The following is a 19,192-nucleotide window of genomic DNA, read 5'->3' as shown; positions in this document are numbered from 1 at the left end:
ATCGATCCTCGCACCCCGCGCGCAGCGGCCCGGCTCCCACGACGGGAGCCGGGCCGCTGTCTGCATCAGGACTGCGGGACAGCGCCCTGGCGTCGCGCGGCGCGAGCCACCGCCACCGCGCCGATCAGGCCCAGCAGCAGGAATCCCGCCGAGCCGGCCATCGCGATCCGGGCGCCGTCGGCGAAGACGGTGTCGAGCTGGTCGAGCGTGCCGGATCCGGCGCCCTGGGCTCGCAGCTGCGAGAGGATCGATCCGGCCGAGTCCGTCATCGCCTGCCCGTAGCGGGCGGCGTCCCCGGTGAGCGAGTCGGTGCGGGCCGCGAGCCCGACCGCCAGCAGCGCCCCGGAGATCGCGGTGCCCAGCGCGGTGCCGAGCTGGCGGACGGTGGACTGCGTGGCCGACCCCTGCCCGGACTGCTCCCGGGGCACCGGGGCGAGCACGGTCGAGGTGAGCTGCGCGGAGGCGAGCCCGAGACCGAGTCCGTAGACGACCAGGGTCGCGACCAGCAGGGCAACCGGGGTGGACGGGCCGAGCAGCCCGGCGAGCACGCCGATGCCGAGCACCTCGAGACCGAGCCCGACCAGCACCGTGCCGGGCGCTCCGATGGCTGCGGCCAGATGCCGCGCCAGGGTGCCCGAGAGGAAGGCGCCGCCGGCCATCGCCGCGAGCACCAGACCGGCCTGGAGCGAGCTCATGGCCAGCACGTTCACCAGGTACAGCGGCAGCACGAACAGCAGTCCGAACTCGCCGATCGCGACGGTCCCGGCGGTGAGGTTCCCCCAGGCGAACGCGCGCAGACGGAACAGCGACAGGTCCAGCAGGACCTCACGTCCGGCAGCGCCGCGAGCGGCCTCGAGCCGCACGAAGGCGACCAGTGCCACGAGACCGACGAGCAGCAGCACGGGGGTGAACGAGAGCCCGCCGGGGGCGTGGAGCGTGAGGCCGCCGAGCTCGAGCGGGGACTTCTCCGTCCACCATCCCAGCGTCGTGGACTCGACGATCGCGAAGACGAGCGAGCCGAGCGCGAGGGCGCTGAGCAGTGCCCCGAGCACGTCGAGGTCCCGCCGCCGGCGCTGCGGACGCGGAGCCTCACGGGTCTCCCCCACCCACGCGAGGGTGCCGGCGAGGACCAGTACACCGATCGGCACGTTGACCAGGAAGATCCACGGCCAGGAGAACGAACTGGTCAACCAGCCGCCGAGCAGCGGGCCGAGGGCCGCGGCGCCGGCCATCACCGCGCCCCAGACGCCGAACGCGGCGGCGCGCTCGGAGCCGCGGAAGGTCGCGTTCACGGTGGACAGCGTCGAGGGCAGGATCAGTGCGCCGCCGACGCCCTGCAGCAGTCGCGCGGCGATCAGCGCGGCCGCTCCCGCGGCCATCGCGGCGAGCACCGAGGCGATGACGAACAGGCCGACACCGGCCAGGAAGAGCTTCCGCCGGCCGACCAGGTCGCCGACGCGTCCGGTGATCAGCAGCAGCGCGGAGAGGACCACGGCGTAGCTGGTGGAGACCCACTGGGCGTCGGTGAGGTCCAGGCCCAGGTCGCCGATGATCGTGGGCAGCGAGACGGCGACGATCGATCCGTCGATCACGATCAGGGCGAGGCCGGTGGCCAGCACGGCGAGTGCCTTCCAGCGGCGGGGGTCCGTCGAGGGATCAGCGGGAGGGATGGACGGGGTTCGGGGCGCGGAGGCGGCCGATGCGGTCGCCCCGTGGCGCGAGGGGCGGGGGTTCGTCATGCCGACCAGGTTATGACACGCCGTCAGATACGTCGATACATCGAACGGTTGATCCTCGCGCTCGGCTGATCCTCGTGCTCAGGGGCCGACGCGCTCGCGGGTCGGCAGCGTCCTGCCGATCGTCGGCCACCCCGTAGCCTGGGCCGAGACCCCGAGGAGAGGAACCCCCATGTCTGCAGGCAAGCCCGCCGTCCCGTCCCTCGAGCTGGCCGGTGGCCACTCGATCCCGCAGCTCGGCTACGGGGTGTTCAAGGTCGAGAACGACGTCGCGGCCGACGTCACGCTCACGGCCCTCGAGGCCGGCTACCGCCACCTCGACACCGCGAAGGTCTACGGCAACGAGGAGGGCGTGGGCCGGGCGATCCGCACCTCCGGGGTTCCTCGCGAGGAGCTGTTCGTGACCACCAAGCTGTGGAACGACGCGCAGGCCTTCGACGACGCGATCGCCGCGTGCGAGGCCTCCCTCGAGCGTCTCGGCCTGGACTACGTGGATCTGTACCTCGTGCACTGGGCCGTGCCCTCGCAGGGTCAGTACGTCGAGGCCTGGAAGGCCCTGATCGAGCTGCAGCAGCGGGGTCTCGTCCGCGCCATCGGCGTCTCGAACTACCCGGCGGAGCAGCTCCAGGAGATCATCGAGACCACGGGCGTCGCTCCCGCGATCCACCAGATCGAGCTGCACCCCTACTTCCAGCAGCGCGAGCTGCGCGAGATCCATGCGCAGCACGGGATCCTCACCGAGGCGTGGGGACCGCTGGGCCAGGGCAAGTCCGACCTGCTGGAGAACCCGGTGGTCACCGGCATCGCCGAGGCGCACGGCGCGAGCCCGGCGCAGGTGGTCCTGGCCTGGCACCTCGCGCACAGCATCGTGACGATCCCGAAGTCGGTCACGCCCTCCCGCATCGTGGAGAACCTCGCGGCCGCTGAGCTCGAGCTCACGGCCGACGAGGTCGCCGCGATCGACGACCTGGACCGGCCCGACGGCCGCGGCGGCGCAGATCCGGCCACCAAGACCTCCTGACCCGGGGCAGGGCGCGAGGCACGTCCCCGCGCCCTGCGCCCTGCGACCCGCGCGCTGCGACCTCCGTCAGAAGTAGACCGCGAGCGGCCCCGTCGGCCCCTCGATGACCTGCACCGGGGTGTCGAACACACGACTGAGCACCGCGCCGTCCATGATCTCGGCGACGGGGCCGGCCTCGACCACTCCGCCGTTCTTCATGGCGACGATGTGGTCCGCGTAGTGGGCCGCGAAGTTGATGTCGTGCAGCACCACCACGATGGTGCGGCCCAGCTCCCGGGCGGCATCGCGCAGGCGACCCATCATCTGCACGCTGTGGCGCATGTCGAGGTTGTTCAGCGGCTCGTCCAGCAGCACGTACTCGGTGTCCTGGGCGAGCACCATGGCCACGTAGGCGCGTTGACGCTGCCCGCCGGAGAGCTCATCGAGATAGCGGCTCTCGAGCTCGTCGAGGTGGAGGAAGTCGATCGCCTCGGAGATCTTCTGCTCGTCCAGCGGGGTCAGGCGCCCCTTGGAGTAGGGGAACCGCCCGAAGCCCACCAGCTGGCGCACGGTGAGGCGGGTGATGAAGTGGTTCTCCTGGCGCAGCACCGAGAGAATCTTCGCGAGGTCCTTCGAGGCCGTCGAGGCGATGTCGTACCCGGCCACCTCGATCGCGCCCTCGTCGATCCCCAGCAGCCGCCCCACCATCGTCAGCAGCGTGGACTTCCCCGCGCCGTTCGGGCCCACCAGGGCGGTCACGCCGCCGGAGGGGATGTCGAGGGTGACCGGCCCGATCTCGACGGTCTCCGAATACTGCTTGCGCACCGCATCGATGCTGATCACAGGCGCCCCTTCCGCATGATGACGACGAGGAACACGGTCCCGCCGACGAGTTCGATGATGATGGAGACGACGCCCTGCGCGTAGAACACGTGGTTCATCACGAAGTAGGCGCCGGCGAGCACGACGAAGCCGATCAGCACGCCCACCGGGAGCAGACGGCGATGGTCGTGGGTGCCCGCGAGCTGGTAGGTCAGCGTCGCGACCAGGAAGCCGAAGAAGGTCATCGGTCCGATCAGCGCGGTCGAGACCGCCATCAGCACCGAGACCAGCACCAGGGTGTAGATGGTCTGGCGGCCGTGGTCCACGCCGACGTTCAGGCACACATCCCGGCCCAGGGAGATCACGTTCAGGGTGCGGGCATTCAGCCAGACCAGCACCCCGGCCACCAGGCACAGCGGGATCGCGTAGGGCAGGTACTCGACGCTCGCATTGGTGACGGAGCCGAACAGGCGAGCCGTGAGCACATCGAACTCGCTCGGGGTGAGCAGGCGCTGCATGAAGCTGGAGACCGACCCCAGGCCACCTCCGAGGATGATGCCGATCAGCAGCATCACCTGCAGGTTCGCGTACTTTCCTCGCAGCAGCCAGCCGTACAGCGCCACGGACAGCGCCACCATCAGCGCCACCTGCAGCAGGAACTGGCCCGTGCCCTGCAGGGCGACCACACCGGCCACCCCGAGGAAGTACACGGCGCCGGTCTGGATCACGGTGTACAACGATTCGAAGCCCATGATCGACGGCGTGATGATGCGGTTGCTGGTGACCGTCTGGAAGGCGATCGTGGCGACGGCCTGGCAGAACGCGGCCACGCCCATCACCACCAGGGAGGTCGCCCGCATCTCGGCGATCAGCCAGAACCCGCGACTGCCCACCGGCATCGGGTTGTCGATCGCGAGCAGGCCCAGCGCGAAGCCCGCGGCGAGCACCAGGAGGGCGCCGAGCACGATCCAGTAGCGCACCTGGGCCGCACGGTCGCGGAACGCGCCCGAGCCGCTGCGGGACCGGTGCGGGACGCCCAGCGGGGCGATGTCCTCCGCGGTGTCCGTGGGGGCGGTGGAGATGTCGAGATGGTCGTCGCCGGTCGGGCCGCCGAGACGGCGGCTCCCGGGAGCGGTGCGCGTGCGGAGATCATCCATGGCGGCGCTGCCTGAGCAGGAGGGCGATGAAGACGATCGCGCCGAGGATCCCGAGGATCAGGGAGACCGGCACTTCGAAGGGCATGATGATCGTGCGGCTGACCAGATCGCACACGGTGACGATGGCGATGCCCAGCAGGCACACCCACGGCAGGTTGCTGCGCAGGTCGTCGCCCCGGACCAGGGAGACGACGTTGGGCACGATGAGGCCCAGGAAGGGCAGATTGCCCACCACCACGGTGACCACGCCGGTGGCGATCGCGACCAGGCCGGTGCCCATCAGCAGCACGCGCTGGTAGTTCACGCCGACGTTGGTGGCGATGTCCTCCCCGAGCCCGGCCACGGTGAGGCGATCCGCCACGAAGAACACGGCGATGCCGACGGCCAGCACGATCCACAGCACCTCGTACTGCCCTCGCAGCACCGAAGTGAACGACCCCGCGAACCACACGCCGAGGTTCTGCAGCGCGTCGAACTGGAGCGCCACGAACGAGGAGACCGCGCCCACGACCGAGCCCAGCATGATGCCGATGATCGGCACGATCAGCGAGCTGCGCAGGGTCACCCGTCGCAGGAACAGGAAGAACACCATCGTGCCCACGAAGGAGAAGACGATCGCGACCACCATGCGGGTCAGCAGATCGGCCCCGGGGCTCACGACCATCACCAGGATCAGGCCCAGGCCCGCCCATTCGGTGGTGCCCGTGGTCGAGGGCTCCACGAAGCGGTTCTGGGTCATCAGCTGCATGATCAGCCCGGACATCGCCATCGCGGCCCCGGCCAGGACCAGCGCGATGGTGCGCGGCACGCGGGTGATCGCGAACATCTCGGCGCCGTCCTCGGCGCCGAAGACGTCGTAGACGCCCGTCAGGAGCGAGGCGACCAGCAGCAGCGCCACGGCGACGATGCCGACGACGAGCTTGCCGTCGAGCAGCCGTTCGCGACCGCGCCGGCGCGCGGGCGGCGCGTCGGCCGTGAGGGAGGCGTGGGACATCAGAGCACCTGACAGGAAGAGAGGAGAGAGAACGGAAGGACGGGGTGAACGCACACCGCGGCGGACGGGGCCCTGTGGGCCTCCGTCCGCCGCGCGGTGCTCACGGGACGAGCATGGCTCAGGCGTTGCCCTCGAAGGCGTCCGCCAGCGTCTCGAAGTACTCGGTGTACGTCTGGATGGACTCGTTGGTGTACGTGTCCGCCGGCATGTAGACGATGTTGCCCTCGGTGATGGCCGTGACCCCCGCCAGCGCCTCGGAGGACTCCAGGACGGTGTCGGCCGGCTCGTACTCCGGATCGTCTGCGGAGATCGCGGCATCACGGTCCATCACCAGGATCCAGTCCGGGTTGGAGTCCGCGATGGCCTCGACGGAGATGTCGTCGCCCTGGTCGTCGTCGCTCGCTCCCTCGACCTCGAGCGCCGGGACGAAGTCGAAGGCATCGAAGGTCCAGCCCAGCGCGCGGCCGGCGCCGGGGGCGATGTAGCCGATCTCGCCGCCGGAGACGTTGACGGCCATGACCGTCGAGGATCCGTCGTAGGCGGCCTGGACGCGCTCCATCGAGGAGTCGAGCGCGGTGCCGAGCTCTTCCGCCTCGGTCTCCTTCTCGAAGACCTGGCCGAGGACCGCCACCTGGCGCTTCAGCTCCTCCGCGAAGGGCTCGTCGTCGCGGGGGTCGAGCTCGAGGATGCTGGCGTCGGGGGCGTACTTCACGAAGTCGTCGTGGTACTGCGAGAAGCGCTGGCCGTTGATGATCAGCGTGGGCTCCGCGGCGACGACGGCCTCGAGGTCGGGCTCGCGGTGGTTGCCGAGGTCGATGATCGACTCGTCGTCCTTGAGGGAGTTGGTCGACGGCATGAGGGCACGGGCTGCGGCGGTCAGGGTGACACCCCAGCTCTCGAGGGTCTCGAAGGTGCGGTTGTCCGTGGCGACGACGGACTTGGGCGGGACCTGGACGCTCTGGGTGCCGTTGTTGTCCTCGATCTCGATCGTGCCGGCGGCGTCGGCGGCGCCCGCGTCGGACGCACCGCCGCTCGCCGCGTCGCTGGAGCCGCCGCAGGCGGCGAGGGCAAGGCCGAGTGCACCGGCGGCGGAGACGGCGCCGAGGTGCCGACGGGTGATCGCAGTCATGGAGAAGACCTCTGCTCATCAGTGGTGGGGGAATCGCTCCACGGTGGAGCTGCCACTGAGGCTAGCCTCACCTCCGAACTTTTCGCCACTGCAGGCTTGCGTTATTGGACTTTCCGCGCTGTGATCGTTCCCTCAGGCAACAATCCGGTCACGGAACCCGTGGTCAGGGACGGTTCTCGTGATAATTCGCGCGAGGAGGAGGCTCAGCGGCGGGATCAGGAGCATCGAAGCCAGGACGTCTGTCGAGTAGTGCATGCCCACGGCCACCCGGGACCAGGCGGTGGCCAGGACGACGAGCGTGGCGAGGGCGATTCCGAGACCGATCCGGAACCGGGTGGTGGCGGCCGGGAGTGCGCACAGGATCGCGAGGCAGAGGGCGGTGGCGAAGGCGGTGTGGCCGCTGGGGTAGCTGAAGGACGTGGGCTCGGCGAGCAGCTGATGGAGCAGCAGATCGCCGTCGGGGCGGGGGCGACGCACCACGAGCTTGACCACTGCGACGAACCCCCAGGGCACGGCGATCATCACAGCCAGGCGCGCTCCGATGAGCAGGCTGCGCCGCACCATGCCCGCAGCCAGCGCGGCGGCCACTGCGAGAGCGACTGCCACGCGCGGCCCGAAGACGAGATCGATGCCGAGAGCGATGCGGGCAGCAGGCCCCGTGAGCGTGCGGTTCGCCGCATCGCTCAGGGCCAGGTCGAGGGAGGCCACGGCGGCCGAGCCGCGAACCAGCAGGCCCAGCAGGGCCACCACCGTGACCAGGCCCAGGATCACCGCCCCGAGCCGGAGCCCGGCCCGAAGAGCGCTGCGGCGTGCGTCGGCGTCGGGTGGCGCGGGGTGGGACGGCACGGTGTCGGGCGGCGTGGGGTGGGGCGGCACGGCGCGAGGGGTGTCCCGGGAAGGCGGGGGCGTCGCAGGAGTGGTCACGCAGACCAGTGTGCCCCGCACCGGTCATCCGTGCGGGGCACCTGATCCACGCCGGCTGACGCCGCCGTCATCAGGCGGCGTCAGTCGCCATCGAGCGGGGTCAGGCGTCGAGCGACTTCTTCGCGCCGCCGGAGAACAGCAGCGCACCGGCGATCGCGAGCAGCCAGGTGTCCTTGGCGATGGCGGTGCCGTCCTGCGTGGGGCGCACGCCGTCGGACTCGGTCATCCCGGGGGTGCGCAGGTACATCGACACCATGGAGCCCGAGAAGGCCGCGAGGCCGAGGCCGGCGACCTTGGTGGGCACGAAGGGCAGCAGCAGCGAGGCCCCCACGGCGATCTCGCCGTAGCTGAGGAACTTCGCGAACTGCTCCGGGGTCAGCTTCGCCAGGGGCGGGACGCCCTGGGCGGCCATGCTCTGCAGGCCGGCGGCCGCCTCGGCGGGCAGGCCGAGCTTGCCGATGCCGGAGTTGAGGATGAAGGCGCCGGGGACGGCGCGGAGGAGGGCGGTGCTGAGCGACATGAGGTTCTCCTGGATCGGGATGCTTTCGTTTTCAACCATAAGGCAGGGCGGCGCGGCTGTCGACCCGTCGCGAGATACTGGCACGATGTTCTTCCCCGCAGCATTCGACCTCTCCGCGCCCGCACCCTGATGAGCACGTTCGCCCTCGCTCTCGTCCTCGTGGCGGCACTCTGCCACGCGGTGTGGAACCTCGCGGCGAAACGGGTGCGCACCGACGGCTACGCCTTCGTGTGGAGCTACGACCTGGGCTCCGTCCTGCTGTGGGCGCCCCTCGCGATCATCTCCCTCGTGCAGTCCGGGATCGGGTTCTCGCCGGCGCTGCTCCTGGCGCCGCTGGTCTCCGGGGTGCTGCACATCGCCTACCAGCTGACCCTGCAGACGGGATACGCCCGCGCCGATCTCGGGGTGGTCTATCCGGTGGCCCGCGGGGTCGGTCCGGTGCTCAGCATGGTGGTCGCGATCCTGGTGCTCGGCGAGCGACCGGGCTGGGCGGCCGCCCTGGGCGCGCTCGTGGTGGTCGGCGGCATCGTGGTGGTGGCGACCGGGCGCTCCGCCGCGGGCCGCCACGGGCTGCGCGCCGGCGTCGCCTGGGGCGCGGCGACAGGGCTCGCCATCGCCGCCTATACGCTGTGGGACAGCTACTCGGTCGCCACCCTCGAGCTGCCGCCCGTCCTCTACTTCGTGACCAGCTGCCTGTGGCAGGTCGTGCTCATGACGCCGACGCTGCTGCGACGCCATCGCGCGAGCCTGCCCCCGGTGCTCCGCCTGCACTGGCGGGAGATCGTGCTGGTCGCGGTCCTGTCGCCGCTGGCGTACATCCTGGTGCTGGAGGCGATGCGCACCGCGCCCGTCTCCCTCGTCGCCCCCGCCCGGGAGTCGAGCATCGTCGTGGGCTCGCTGCTGGCCTGGTGGCTGTTCAAGGAGCCCGATCCGCTGCGACGGATGCTCGGCGCAGCGATCGTGCTCGCGGGGATCGTGCTCATCGCGGTGTGAGGCCGCCGGCGGTCAGCGGGTCCGCTCAGGCCCGGGCGATGACCTCCCCGTGCAGCAGGGCGAACCAGCCATCCTCGTTCGCGGCCCAGCGGCGGAAGTCCTCCGCCATCGCGCCGCGCTCCGCGGCGTCGGCCCAGCCCTCCCGCTCGAGCTGGTCGGCGAACGGGCCTGCGGTGAGCCTGCCGGCGCAGGTCGCCGCCCAGGCCGCACGGGACTCGGGGGTTGCGTGCAGCCACGTCGAGGCACCCGGTTCAACGTCCTCGAAGCCCGCCTCGTGCGCCCAGGCGAGCAGCCGCCGACCGGCGTCGGGCGTGCCGCCGTTGGCTCGGGCGGCACGCAGGTACAGCTCCCGCCAGCGGTCGATCCCCGGCGCCTCGGGGAACCACCGGAACCCCTCGTAGTCGCTGTCGCGCACCGCGACGATCCCACCCGGGCGGGTGACCCTCCGGGCCTCGGCGAGCGCGGCCACCGCGCGCGGCAGATGCTGCAGCACCTGGTGGGCATGGACGACATCGAAGGCGTCGCTCTCGAAGGCCAGATCCTGGGCGTCCCCCACCACGACCTCCACCTCGGCCAGCCCCTGGCGCTGCAGCTCGGCGCGGGTGAACGCCGCCGCCTCCTCCCCCACCTCGAGCGCCGTGACGTTCCGGGGGCCGACGATCCGGGCGAGGCCCGCGGTGATCGTGCCCGCGCCGCTGCCCACGTCGAGCAGCCGCTGCCCGTTTCGAAGCTGCGGGAGCAGGTGCGCGGCGGAGTTCTCGGCCGTGCGGGCGCGATGGCTGTCGAGCACGGCGGCCCCGTAGCCGTGGGTGTACGCGGCGCCGGAGGAGGGGGTGCTGGACGGGGTGGTGGGCATGCGCCGACGCTACGCCCGGCTGCGCGCGCCGAGCAGGAGCGACCGACTGCTGGGAGTCACGGTGCTCGGTGGGCTCCGGACGAGTCAGCGGACTCGGGGCGGATCGGTGAGCTCGGGCGGATCAGGCCGATGCCGAGCGGTTCCGATGCCGGTCCACCAGGGCCGCGGTCACCACGATCACGATGCCGACCACCACGCCGATGGCCGTCTCGAGCACCCGCGCCTCGAGCATCGGCCCGACGGGCTGGGGGTGCGCCAGCTGCACCATGAGCAGCGCGAGGGGAGTGATGAACAGCAGGGCGAAGGCGTAGTTGCGCAGCACGTACATCTCGGCGAGGAACTGCAGCACCACCACCCAGACCACGAACTGCCAGGGCTCGCTGGGGAAGGAGAGCAGGAACGCGGTGGTGACGATGCCCAGCGTGGTGCCGATGACGCGGTGCAGCCCGCGCTCGACCTGGAGCGTGCGGCCAGGAGCCGACAGCAGGGCGATCGCCGCGATCTGCGCCCAGTACGGGAAGGGCAGCCCGGAGGCCAGGCCCAGCATCCCGGCGACCGCCGAGGCGATCGCGAATCGCGAGAACTCGGCGCCCAGCTGTGCACCGGTCCAGCGTTCGGCGCCCGGATCCACGTGTGCAGCCGGATGCCGCTCGCCGGCCCAGTGGCCGAGCAGGCCCAGCCCCACGCACAGCGTCGCCGCACCCGCAGCCACCAGGAACGCCGCCCACACAGGAGCGGCCGGCGGCGCGGACGCCACCGCGGCGACCGCGAAGAGCGGGAAGATCGCCCCGCCCGGCTTCAACCCGCGCGCGAGCACGAGCACGGCGGCCAGTCCCGCGACGACGGAGCTGACCAGCAGCGTGGTCCACGACGCCGCCGTCGGGTCCATCAGCTCGCCCACGCTGGAGAGCGTCGCCCCGAGGGTCACGCACACGGTGAGCATCGCCCCGGCGAGCGCCTGGCGTCGGAACCGCATCCGGGTGGGCTCGTAGCGCGAGTAGATGCCGGTGAACGCGCCGAACCCCACGTACATCGCCCAGGAGACGTGGTCGGTCAGGAGCAGCACGGACATCGGGATCGCGAGTCCCACGGCGATGCGGAACGCCGGGATGTGGTCGACGCGACGGGGTCCGAGGCTCAGCATGCGCTGGGCCGTCCCCTGGATCTGGACGGGCAGTGCGGGCACAGAACTCCTTCCGAACAGCCGCGCAGGGCATACCGCGGGCCGTCCCTGTGCTGGTGGCGGGGTGTCGACGAGGGCGATCGCACGCTTCCTCGGACGGGGAGCGCAGCGACAGCGCTCCCTTCGATGATAGAGCGGGGCCGGGCGCCCCCTCCCCCATCGGTCGCGTCACAAGTGGGAGAATCCGGACAGTCCCTGCTGCATCCCCGTCGTCCGGCCCTCGGGCCGGCCCTGCTCCTGCGGAGTCGACATGACACCCCCTGACCGCTCCACCGCTCCCCTCCCGCCGGCCGCCGTCGGCGGAGCCGGGGTCATCGAGACCACCGGGATCGAGATCATCGCCGAGGCCGAGCGCACCGCCCGGCCACGTGATCTCGTATGGCCCTGGTTCGCCGCGAACGTCTCCGTGTTCGGCATGAGCTACGGCTCCTACCTGCTCGGCTTCGGCATCAGCTTCCTCCAGGCGACGATCGTGGCGGTCGTCGGCATCGTCCTCAGCTTCCTGCTGTGCGGGCTGGTCGCGATCGCCGGCAAGCGCGGCAGCGCGCCGACGATGGTGCTCTCCCGCGCCGCCTTCGGAGTGCACGGGCAGAAGGTGCCGGGCATCGTCTCGTGGCTGACGTCGATCGGCTGGGAGACGTCGCTGGCGATCTCCGCCGTGCTCGCCACGGCCACCGTGTTCGACGTGCTGGGCCTGGCCTCCGGGCAGGCGGTCACCGTGATCGCCGCGATCCTCATCGCCGCGCTGATCGTCACCGCGAGCGTGCTGGGCTATCACACGATCATGAAGCTCCAGTCGGTGCTCACCTGGGCCACCGGCGCCATGACCATCGTGTTCATGATCCTCACGATCCCCCACATCCAGTGGTCCGCCGTGGCGTCGATGCCGCACGGCTCCCCGCAGGCGATGGTCGGCGCGCTGGTGATGGTGATGACCGGCTTCGGGCTGGGCTGGATCAACATCGCCGCGGACTGGTCGCGGTACCAGAAGCGCTCGGCGTCCGACGGATCCATCGTCCTGTGGAACACGATCGGCGGCGCCGCGGCCCCCGTGGTGCTGGTGACCTTCGGGCTGCTGCTGGCCGGCTCCGACGAGGGTCTCGCCGGCGCGATCGAGAACGACCCCATCGGCGCACTGGTGACGATCCTGCCGCTGTGGGCGCTGATCCCCTTCTGGATCGTGGCCGTGCTGACCCTGGTCTCCGGCGCCGTGCTGGGCATCTACTCCTCGGGCCTGACGCTGATCAGCCTGGGGATCCGGATCCCCCGCCCGGCCGCCGCAGCAGTCGACGGGCTGATCCTCACCGCCGGCACGATCTGGGTGGCGTTCTTCGCGACCAGCTTCATCGGGCCGTTCCAGAGCTTCCTCATCACCCTGGGCGTGCCGATCGCCGCGTGGGCCGGGATCCTCATCGCCGACGTGCTCTCCCGCCGCGCGGACTACGACGAGAAGGCCCTGTTCGATCCGGCCGGTCGCTACGGCTCGGTGGACTGGGCGTCCGTGCTCACCATGGTGGTCGCCTCGGTGCTCGGCTGGGGCCTGGTCGTGAACTCCTTCGCCGACGCCGCGCCGTGGAACAACTGGCAGGGCTACCTGCTCGAGCCGCTGGGCCTGGGCACCTTCGTCGACGATCCGGCCGGCGCCTACTGGGACGGCAACTGGGCGTACTCCAACCTCGGGGTGCTGCTCGCGCTGGTGCTCGGTTTCGTGGTGACGTTCGTGGCGCGGCGCGAGAAGATCCGCCGCCAGGAGCGTGGCGCATGAGCGCCCCCTGGCTCCTGATCATCGATCCGCAACGGATCTTCGCCGACCCCGCCTCCGAGTGGTGCTCGCCGTTCTTCCCCGCCGCGATGGAGAACATCGCGCGCTTGGCGGAGTCCGTCGGCCCCGAGCGCACCCTGGTCACCCGCTGGCTGCCCACGGCGGACCGTGCTACCGCCTGGGGCGACTACTTCCGCGCCTGGCCCTTCGCGGACGTCCCCGCGGAGGACTCCCGGTACGAGCTGGTCGAGGCCGCCCGCGGACTGTCCGCGCATCCGACGATCGACGAGCCGACCTTCGGGAAATGGGGGTCGCAGCTGGCCGAGCGCGTGGGCTGGGTGGAGAATCCCGGCACGCATCTGCTCGTCACCGGGGTGACCACGGACTGCTGCGTGATCTCGACGGTGCTCCCCGCGGCCGATGCCGGGGTACGGCTGAGCGTGGTCACCGATGCCGTCGCCCACTCGGCGGCGGAGAACGGCCCGCCGGCGCTGCACACGATGAGCCTGTTCCCGCCGCAGGTCGACCTGCGCAGCACCGACGAGATCCTGGCCGACCGGAAGCTCTTGCCCGACCATGAGGCCCCGGACGTCCAGACCCCTCGGCAGATGCGAGCCTGGGGACATGGCTGAAGCACTGCTCACCGTCGGTCACGGCACGCTGTCGCGCCCGGAGCTCGCCGAGTTGCTGCACGGAGCAGGGATCGAGCAGCTCGTGGACGTGCGCCGTTTCCCCGGCTCCCGGGCGAACGACGCCGCGGCCCGCGGCGTCGTCGAGGAGATCTGCGCGGAAGCCGGCATCTCGTACCGCTGGGACGAGCGCCTGGGTGGACGGCGCCGGCTCACCAAGGACGAGGACGCGCAGTCTCCTGATACCTGGTGGCGCGTGAAGCAGTTCCGCGCCTACGCCGGATGGACCCGCAGCGACGACTTCCGCGCCGGGATCACCGACCTGCGGGCCGACGTGGCCCGCTCCCGCACCGCGGTGATGTGCTCCGAGGCCGTGTGGTGGCGCTGCCACCGCCGCCTCATCGCCGACGTGATGCTCCTGGAGCACGAGGTCGAGGTCGCGGACCTCATGCACACCGGGAAGGAGCGCCCCCACGAGCCGAGCGAGGGGGCACGGCTCGACGAGAACGGTCATGTCGTCTGGGACCTGCCCGACCGCGACGAGTCCTGACGGCGACGAGTCCTGACCGCGCAGGGCCCCAGCGGTCCGCGCCCTGGCCGCGCCGGAAAAACCGGTGGCCGAGAAGGCACCCAGGCCCTACCGTCGGCCCCATGCACTCTCCGACCTCGCGCACCACCCCGCCCCTGCCCCGCACCGCTCTCATCACGGGCGTGGGCCGGCAGCGCGGGATCGGCGCCGCGATCGCCCGCGGTCTCGCCGCCGACGGCTATGACCTGGCCCTGAACTACCACGACCCCTACGACCGCCGGGTGCTCGGGGAGAAAGTGGACGTGGACCTGCTGGCCGAGGAGCTGCGGGCCGACGGTCGGCGCGTCGAACTGCTCCCCGGTGACCTCGAGGACCCCGCGGTCCCACCGTCGCTCGTGGCCGCGGCCCGGGAGGAACTGGGCCCGCTGGGCGTGCTCGTGACCTGCCACTGCGAGTCGGTGGACTCCTCCATCCTGGACACCACGGTGGAGAGCTTCGACCGCCACTACGCGGTCAACGTGCGCGCCACCTGGCTGCTGCTGAAGGCCTTCGCCGAGCAGGTCGAGCCGGGCCGCGACACCGCGGGCGGCGCGATGATCGCGCTGACCAGCGATCACACGGTGCACAACCTTCCCTATGGCGCGACCAAGGGGGCGCTGGACCGCCTCGTGCTGGCCGGCACCCACGAGCTCGCCGATCGCGACGTGCGCACCAACGTGATCAACCCCGGACCGATCGACACCGGATGGATGGACGACGAGATCCGTGCCTCCGGGGCCGCGAGCACCCCGGCCGGGCGCCTCGGCGGCACCGACACCGTCGCGGACCTCGTGCGCTTCCTCGTCTCGCAGCAGGGTGCATGGATCCGCGGGCAGCTGCTCTACTCCAACGGAGGATTCGCGTCACCGGCGCTCTGAGGAGGCTCGGTCCGCACGGCGCCGCAGCGCCAGCAGGGCACGCTCGGATCCCGTGCGCCGTCCCCCTCCGGCATCGCACCGCACTCCGGGCACAGCAGGCCGATCCAGCACACCGCCTCACCGGCGGGGCCTGGCTGCTCGACGTCCTCGTCCACCGCTGACTCCTCGCGCCGCATCCTCCGGGCCCGGGCGCTCCTGCTCGGGCCCGTGCTCACGACTGTACGCCGCGCGCCGTGCCCCGGCGGTCCTCAGCGCTCCGCGCCGGAGCCGCCCTCGTCGTCGGCGGCGTCGGCCGTCGTGGAGGTCTTCGGAGCGAACACCAGGGACGCCACGACCGCACCGGCCATGGAGAGCACGATGACGCTCAGCGACAGCCAGATCGGCACCTCGGGGATCTTCTGCAGCACCGAGAAGCCCGGGATGATGTCCAGCGGCGCCTCGTGGATGGCATGGATCAGCAGCTTGATGCCGATGAAGCCGAGGATCGCGGCGATGCCGTAGTGCAGGTAGGCCAGTCGCTCCAGGAGGCCGCCCAGCAGGAAGTACAGCTGGCGCAGTCCCATCAGGGCGAACAGGTTGGCCGTGAACACCAGGAACGGGTTCTGGGTGACCGCGAAGATGGCCGGGATCGAGTCCAGCGCGAACATGACGTCGGTCAGGCCGATGGTGACGAACACCAGCAGCATCGGGGTGAACAGCTTCTTCCCGTCCACGATGGTGCGCAGCTTGTTGCCGTCGTAGCTGTCCGAGACGGGGAACATCCTGCGCACCGTGCGCATGATGAACGAGTCGGAGTCCTCGTCGTCCTCCTCCTGGGTCTGCTTCCAGGCCGTCCACAGCAGGAACAGCCCGAAGAGGTAGAAGACGCCGGCGAAGTTGTCGATGATCACCGCACCGGCGAGGATGAACAGTCCGCGGGCGATCAGCGCGATGATGATGCCCACCATCAGCACTTCCTGCTGGTACTTCTTCGGCACGGCGAACTTCGACATGATCACGATGAAGACGAACAGGTTGTCGATGCTCAGCGAGTACTCGAGCAGCCACCCGGTGACGAACTCGGAGGCCGGTTCCATCCCGCCCACGAAGAACAGCACCACCGCGAACACGATGGCCAGGCTGACGTAGAACCCGATCCACCCGGCGCACTCCTTCATCGAGGGCAGGTGGGGCCGCTTGAGGACCATCAGGAGGTCGACGAGAAGGATGGTGACGAGCACGACCAGGGCCGCGATCTCGAATCCGAGGTGGAGCTCTCCCATGTGCAGTCCTTGGGGTGGGGCGGACGTTCTTCCCGAGATGACGGGACGGGCCGGCGGGGGCAACCCGCCCCAAGAGTACAAGTGGCGAGCCCGCGCTCACCCGCGGGGCCGTGATCGGCCGCTCACGCCTGCGCAGCGGGGAGACGATCGGCCACCCGCGCCGCGGGCAGCAGATGCCCGCGGCGGGCGGTGAGCACCAGCAGCACGATCCCGACGACGAGCCCCAGCAGCACGGTGACCGCGGACCCCTCGATGCCCATCGCTCCGCCGGTCAGCCAGGCCGGTCCGTCCATCTCTGCGAGCAGCAATCCGCGCTGCTCGCCGGTCCCGGAGACGGTCGACGAGAACACGCCGGCCTGCACCGCGTTCCAGGCGATGTGCAGCCCGATCGCGAACCACAGCCGACGGGTCAGCAGGTAGGCGGCGCCCAGCAGGACCCCGGCCTCGACCACGAGGCCGAGCGCGGTGACGAGGGATGCCCCGGGGTTCGTCATATGGATCAGCCCGAACAGCAGCGAGGTGATCCCGAGGGCGGCCCAGCTGCCCAGCCACGCATCGAGCACGCGCAGCAGGATCCCGCGGAACAGGATCTCCTCGATCACGCCGGCCCCGATGCCGATCGCGAGCGGTGCCAGCAGCTGCGGCGACGCCGAGAAGCCGGTCACCCGGTAGCCGCCCAGCAGCGCGATCAGACCGACCGCGAGGGAGATCAGCGCCGTGCCGGCCAGCAGGCCCGCTCCCAGCTCGGTGAGCTTCCCGGGCCCGCGCAGGCCGACTCCGGGCCGACGTCCGAGCGGTCCGACGAGCAGGAGATAGCCGCCGACGGCGACTGCGGACCCCGCGGCGGCACCCAGCAGGAGCGCCCACGGCTCAGCGCCCTGCGCCCCGTCCCCTCCGGCGAGGACCGTGGCCACGACGGAGACCGCGACCATCACGAGTTCGGCGACGACGAACAGGACGATGCCCAGCAGCAGCTGCGGCAGGCGACGGCGATCACCACGGTCGACGTGAGGGGGTGCAGGGAGGCTCATGCGTCCGAGCATGCGCCCGCGGACGGCGCGCTGTCACCGTCGCCGGGCACATCGTCGAGAGGGCCCGCCGTCCCGGCGCGGGCCCGCCCCCTGCCGGCTGTCGGGCAGGCCCGAGGGAGGGCAGCAGCGCACCAGGTGCCCTCAGCGCAGCGTTCCGGTGACCTCCTCGACGGCCGCGAGCACGGTCCCGTCCAGCAGGCGCGCCTCGGCCTCGGCGATGTCGGGGGCCAGGAAGCGATCGGGGCCGGGGCCCTGCACCGTGCGACGCAGCACCTCGACCGCTGCCGCGCTCGCGGCCGACGGCTCCAGCGGTGCGCGCAGATCGATCGCACGAGACGCGGTGAGCAGCTCGATGGCGAGCACGCGGCGCAGGTTCTCCACGCTCGTGCGCAGCTTGCGGGCGGCATGCCAGCCCATCGACACGTGGTCCTCCTGCATCGCGGAGGACGGGATCGAGTCCACGCTCGCCGGGACGGCGAGCCGCTTCATCTCCGAGACCATCGCCGCCTGGGTGTACTGCGCGATCATGAAGCCCGAGTCCACGCCCGGGTCGTCGGCCAGGAAGGGCGGCAGCCCGTGGGAGCGCGACCTGTCGAGCATGCGATCGGTGCGGCGCTCGGCGATCGAGGCGAGATCCGCGGAGACCACGGCGAGGAAGTCCAGCACATAGGCGACAGGGGCGCCGTGGAAGTTTCCGTTGGAGGTCACGGTGCCGTCCTCGAGCACGACGGGATTGTCGATCGCGCTGGCCAGCTCGCGCTCGGCGACGGTGCGGGCGTGCTCGATGGTGTCGCGCACGCCGCCGGCCACCTGCGGGGCGCAGCGCAGCGAGTAGGCGTCCTGCACGCGGGAGCCCTCGGCGGCGACATCGGCGATGATCGGCGAGCCCTCGAGCAGGGCGAGGATGTTCGCGGCCGACGCCTCCTGGCCCGGGTGGGGGCGCAGCGGCGCGTGCAGCTCGGGGCGGAAGACGGTGTCGCGGCCGCGCAGGCCCTGCACGGTCAGCGCGGTGGTGAGGTCCGCGGTGCGCACCAGCTCGTCGAGATCGGCGATCGCCATCAGCAGCATGCCGAGCATGCCGTCGGTGCCGTTGATCAGCGCCAGGCCCTCCTTCTCCTCGAGCAGCACGGGCTCGATGCCCGCCTCGGCGAGCAGCTCGGGCACGGGGCGCTCTGTGCCGTCGTGGTCACGGGCCCGCCCCTCTCCCATCAGCACGATCGCGCAGTGGGACAGCGGCGCGAGGTCGCCCGAGCAGCCGAGGGAGCCGTACTCGTGGACGATCGGCGTGATCTGCGCGTTCAGCAGCGCGAGCATCGTCTCGACCACCACGGGGCGCACCCCGGTGCGGCCGGAGGCGAGGGTGCGGGCACGCAGCAGCATCAGGGCACGCACCACTTCGGTCTCCACCTCGGGGCCGGCGCCGGCGGCATGGGACCGGATCAGGGACCGCTGCAGGGCATGGCGCATGCTCGGCGCGATCGCGGTGTCGGCGAGGGCGCCGAATCCGGTCGAGACGCCGTAGACGGGAGCGTGCCCCGGGGCGGCCAGTGCATCGATGTGGGCGCGCACCCGGACCACCTCCTCCCGGGCGGCGGCGTCGAGCTGCACCGGGGCCCCGCGGCGGGCGACCGCGAGGACGTCGGCGGCGGAGAGCCCGGAGGTGGACAGGGTGATGGCGGAGTCGTCGGCGGTGCGGGCGGTGGTGCTGGTCATGGGTGCCTTTCGGTCAGCGGAGGAGGTGGCTCAGG

Annotated in this window: 18 protein-coding genes; 6 read left to right on the top strand and 12 right to left on the bottom strand. The window is 71.2% G+C overall.

Going from position 1 to position 19,192, the window contains the following annotated elements:
• Nucleotides 1–65 precede the first annotated feature (65 nt).
• Nucleotides 66–1,739: an MFS transporter gene (locus CIK81_RS03650; protein ID WP_096197038.1), complete on the bottom strand. Its 1,674-nt coding sequence runs from the start codon at nucleotides 1,737–1,739 to the stop codon at nucleotides 66–68.
• 169 nt (nucleotides 1,740–1,908) lie between these two features.
• Between CIK81_RS03650 and CIK81_RS03645 the strand changes: the two genes are divergently transcribed.
• Nucleotides 1,909–2,757, top strand: coding sequence for an aldo/keto reductase (locus CIK81_RS03645; protein ID WP_096164678.1), 849 nt, complete (start codon nucleotides 1,909–1,911; stop codon nucleotides 2,755–2,757).
• Nucleotides 2,758–2,823: 66 nt separating this feature from the next.
• Here the strand turns inward: CIK81_RS03645 and CIK81_RS03640 are convergent, their stop codons facing one another.
• The 6 genes from CIK81_RS03640 to CIK81_RS03615 all read right to left on the bottom strand — a co-directional run bounded on the left by CIK81_RS03640 (nucleotide 2,824) and on the right by CIK81_RS03615 (nucleotide 8,282).
• Entirely contained in the window at nucleotides 2,824–3,579 is a 756-nt protein-coding gene (locus tag CIK81_RS03640) for an ABC transporter ATP-binding protein (RefSeq protein WP_096164679.1), read from the bottom strand.
• Nucleotides 3,576–4,715 (bottom strand): iron chelate uptake ABC transporter family permease subunit, encoded by a 1,140-nt coding sequence (locus CIK81_RS03635; protein WP_096164680.1) that lies wholly within the window; start codon nucleotides 4,713–4,715, stop codon nucleotides 3,576–3,578. The genes CIK81_RS03640 and CIK81_RS03635 overlap by 4 nt, the downstream gene beginning before the upstream one ends.
• The gene (locus CIK81_RS03630) at nucleotides 4,708–5,709 is read right to left on the bottom strand and encodes an ABC transporter permease (protein WP_096164681.1); all 1,002 of its coding nucleotides are present in this window, start codon (nucleotides 5,707–5,709) and stop codon (nucleotides 4,708–4,710) included. The genes CIK81_RS03635 and CIK81_RS03630 overlap by 8 nt, the downstream gene beginning before the upstream one ends.
• Nucleotides 5,710–5,827: 118 nt before the next feature.
• The gene (locus CIK81_RS03625; protein WP_096164682.1) at nucleotides 5,828–6,838 is read right to left on the bottom strand and encodes a siderophore ABC transporter substrate-binding protein; all 1,011 of its coding nucleotides are present in this window, start codon (nucleotides 6,836–6,838) and stop codon (nucleotides 5,828–5,830) included.
• 132 nt (nucleotides 6,839–6,970) lie between these two features.
• A complete protein-coding gene (locus CIK81_RS18315) occupies nucleotides 6,971–7,762 on the bottom strand; it encodes a phosphatase PAP2 family protein (protein ID WP_199586252.1) in 792 nt (263 codons plus the stop codon).
• A 100-nt stretch (nucleotides 7,763–7,862) separates the two neighbouring features.
• A complete protein-coding gene (locus CIK81_RS03615; protein ID WP_096164683.1) occupies nucleotides 7,863–8,282 on the bottom strand; it encodes a hypothetical protein in 420 nt (139 codons plus the stop codon).
• Nucleotides 8,283–8,411: 129 nt separating this feature from the next.
• On the opposite strand from CIK81_RS03615, the gene CIK81_RS03610 reads away from it, so the two are divergent.
• Nucleotides 8,412–9,275, top strand: a complete 864-nt coding sequence (locus CIK81_RS03610; RefSeq protein ID WP_096164684.1) for a DMT family transporter — start codon at nucleotides 8,412–8,414, stop codon at nucleotides 9,273–9,275.
• A gap of 25 nt (nucleotides 9,276–9,300) precedes the next feature.
• Here CIK81_RS03610 and CIK81_RS03605 read toward each other — a convergent pair whose 3' ends face one another.
• Together CIK81_RS03605 and CIK81_RS03600 are read right to left on the bottom strand one after the other, a co-directional pair.
• On the bottom strand, nucleotides 9,301–10,131 hold the full coding sequence (locus tag CIK81_RS03605) for a methyltransferase domain-containing protein (RefSeq protein ID WP_114355382.1): 831 nt from the start codon (nucleotides 10,129–10,131) through the stop codon (nucleotides 9,301–9,303).
• Between the two features lie 121 nt (nucleotides 10,132–10,252).
• On the bottom strand, nucleotides 10,253–11,317 hold the full coding sequence (locus CIK81_RS03600; RefSeq protein ID WP_096164686.1) for an FUSC family protein: 1,065 nt from the start codon (nucleotides 11,315–11,317) through the stop codon (nucleotides 10,253–10,255).
• 247 nt (nucleotides 11,318–11,564) lie between these two features.
• Between CIK81_RS03600 and CIK81_RS03595 the strand changes: the two genes are divergently transcribed.
• The 4 genes from CIK81_RS03595 to CIK81_RS03580 all read left to right on the top strand — a co-directional run bounded on the left by CIK81_RS03595 (nucleotide 11,565) and on the right by CIK81_RS03580 (nucleotide 15,151).
• Nucleotides 11,565–13,079 (top strand): cytosine permease, encoded by a 1,515-nt coding sequence (locus CIK81_RS03595; protein ID WP_114355381.1) that lies wholly within the window; start codon nucleotides 11,565–11,567, stop codon nucleotides 13,077–13,079.
• Entirely contained in the window at nucleotides 13,076–13,708 is a 633-nt protein-coding gene (locus tag CIK81_RS03590; protein WP_096197032.1) for a cysteine hydrolase family protein, read from the top strand. The genes CIK81_RS03595 and CIK81_RS03590 overlap by 4 nt, the downstream gene beginning before the upstream one ends.
• The gene (locus CIK81_RS03585) at nucleotides 13,701–14,255 is read left to right on the top strand and encodes a DUF488 family protein (protein WP_096197031.1); all 555 of its coding nucleotides are present in this window, start codon (nucleotides 13,701–13,703) and stop codon (nucleotides 14,253–14,255) included. Before CIK81_RS03590 ends, CIK81_RS03585 begins: the two co-directional genes overlap by 8 nt.
• Before the next feature lie 101 nt (nucleotides 14,256–14,356).
• Nucleotides 14,357–15,151 (top strand): SDR family oxidoreductase, encoded by a 795-nt coding sequence (locus CIK81_RS03580; protein WP_114328829.1) that lies wholly within the window; start codon nucleotides 14,357–14,359, stop codon nucleotides 15,149–15,151.
• Between the two features lie 248 nt (nucleotides 15,152–15,399).
• Here CIK81_RS03580 and CIK81_RS03570 read toward each other — a convergent pair whose 3' ends face one another.
• The 3 genes from CIK81_RS03570 to hutH all read right to left on the bottom strand — a co-directional run bounded on the left by CIK81_RS03570 (nucleotide 15,400) and on the right by hutH (nucleotide 19,157).
• Nucleotides 15,400–16,413: a TerC family protein gene (locus CIK81_RS03570; RefSeq protein WP_114328827.1), complete on the bottom strand. Its 1,014-nt coding sequence runs from the start codon at nucleotides 16,411–16,413 to the stop codon at nucleotides 15,400–15,402.
• 122 nt (nucleotides 16,414–16,535) lie between these two features.
• Nucleotides 16,536–17,444: a CPBP family intramembrane glutamic endopeptidase gene (locus tag CIK81_RS03565; protein WP_158541897.1), complete on the bottom strand. Its 909-nt coding sequence runs from the start codon at nucleotides 17,442–17,444 to the stop codon at nucleotides 16,536–16,538.
• A 141-nt stretch (nucleotides 17,445–17,585) separates the two neighbouring features.
• Nucleotides 17,586–19,157: a histidine ammonia-lyase gene (gene hutH, locus CIK81_RS03560; protein WP_096197027.1), complete on the bottom strand. Its 1,572-nt coding sequence runs from the start codon at nucleotides 19,155–19,157 to the stop codon at nucleotides 17,586–17,588.
• Nucleotides 19,158–19,192: the final 35 nt, after the last annotated feature.

This window comes from Brachybacterium sp. JB7 (assembly GCF_003335205.1).
GTDB classification, from domain to species: domain Bacteria; phylum Actinomycetota; class Actinomycetes; order Actinomycetales; family Dermabacteraceae; genus Brachybacterium; species Brachybacterium alimentarium.
Note: the sequence above shows the minus strand (reverse complement) of the source record. Positions and strands in the feature narration are given on the sequence as shown.

Excerpts from the sequence above, each read along its gene's own strand:
- CIK81_RS03650 (WP_096197038.1), bottom strand. The coding sequence starts at position 1,739 with ATGACGAACCCCCGCCCCTCGCGCCACGGGGCGACCGCATCGGCCGCC.
- CIK81_RS03645 (WP_096164678.1), top strand. The coding sequence starts at position 1,909 with ATGTCTGCAGGCAAGCCCGCCGTCCCGTCCCTCGAGCTGGCCGGTGGC.
- CIK81_RS03635 (WP_096164680.1), bottom strand. The coding sequence starts at position 4,715 with ATGGATGATCTCCGCACGCGCACCGCTCCCGGGAGCCGCCGTCTCGGC.
- CIK81_RS03630 (WP_096164681.1), bottom strand. The coding sequence starts at position 5,709 with ATGTCCCACGCCTCCCTCACGGCCGACGCGCCGCCCGCGCGCCGGCGC.
- CIK81_RS03625 (WP_096164682.1), bottom strand. The coding sequence starts at position 6,838 with ATGACTGCGATCACCCGTCGGCACCTCGGCGCCGTCTCCGCCGCCGGT.
- CIK81_RS03615 (WP_096164683.1), bottom strand. The coding sequence starts at position 8,282 with ATGTCGCTCAGCACCGCCCTCCTCCGCGCCGTCCCCGGCGCCTTCATC.
- CIK81_RS03610 (WP_096164684.1), top strand. The coding sequence starts at position 8,412 with ATGAGCACGTTCGCCCTCGCTCTCGTCCTCGTGGCGGCACTCTGCCAC.
- CIK81_RS03605 (WP_114355382.1), bottom strand. The coding sequence starts at position 10,131 with ATGCCCACCACCCCGTCCAGCACCCCCTCCTCCGGCGCCGCGTACACC.
- CIK81_RS03595 (WP_114355381.1), top strand. The coding sequence starts at position 11,565 with ATGACACCCCCTGACCGCTCCACCGCTCCCCTCCCGCCGGCCGCCGTC.
- CIK81_RS03590 (WP_096197032.1), top strand. The coding sequence starts at position 13,076 with ATGAGCGCCCCCTGGCTCCTGATCATCGATCCGCAACGGATCTTCGCC.
- CIK81_RS03585 (WP_096197031.1), top strand. The coding sequence starts at position 13,701 with ATGGCTGAAGCACTGCTCACCGTCGGTCACGGCACGCTGTCGCGCCCG.
- CIK81_RS03580 (WP_114328829.1), top strand. The coding sequence starts at position 14,357 with ATGCACTCTCCGACCTCGCGCACCACCCCGCCCCTGCCCCGCACCGCT.
- CIK81_RS03570 (WP_114328827.1), bottom strand. The coding sequence starts at position 16,413 with ATGGGAGAGCTCCACCTCGGATTCGAGATCGCGGCCCTGGTCGTGCTC.
- CIK81_RS03565 (WP_158541897.1), bottom strand. The coding sequence starts at position 17,444 with ATGAGCCTCCCTGCACCCCCTCACGTCGACCGTGGTGATCGCCGTCGC.
- hutH (WP_096197027.1), bottom strand. The coding sequence starts at position 19,157 with ATGACCAGCACCACCGCCCGCACCGCCGACGACTCCGCCATCACCCTG.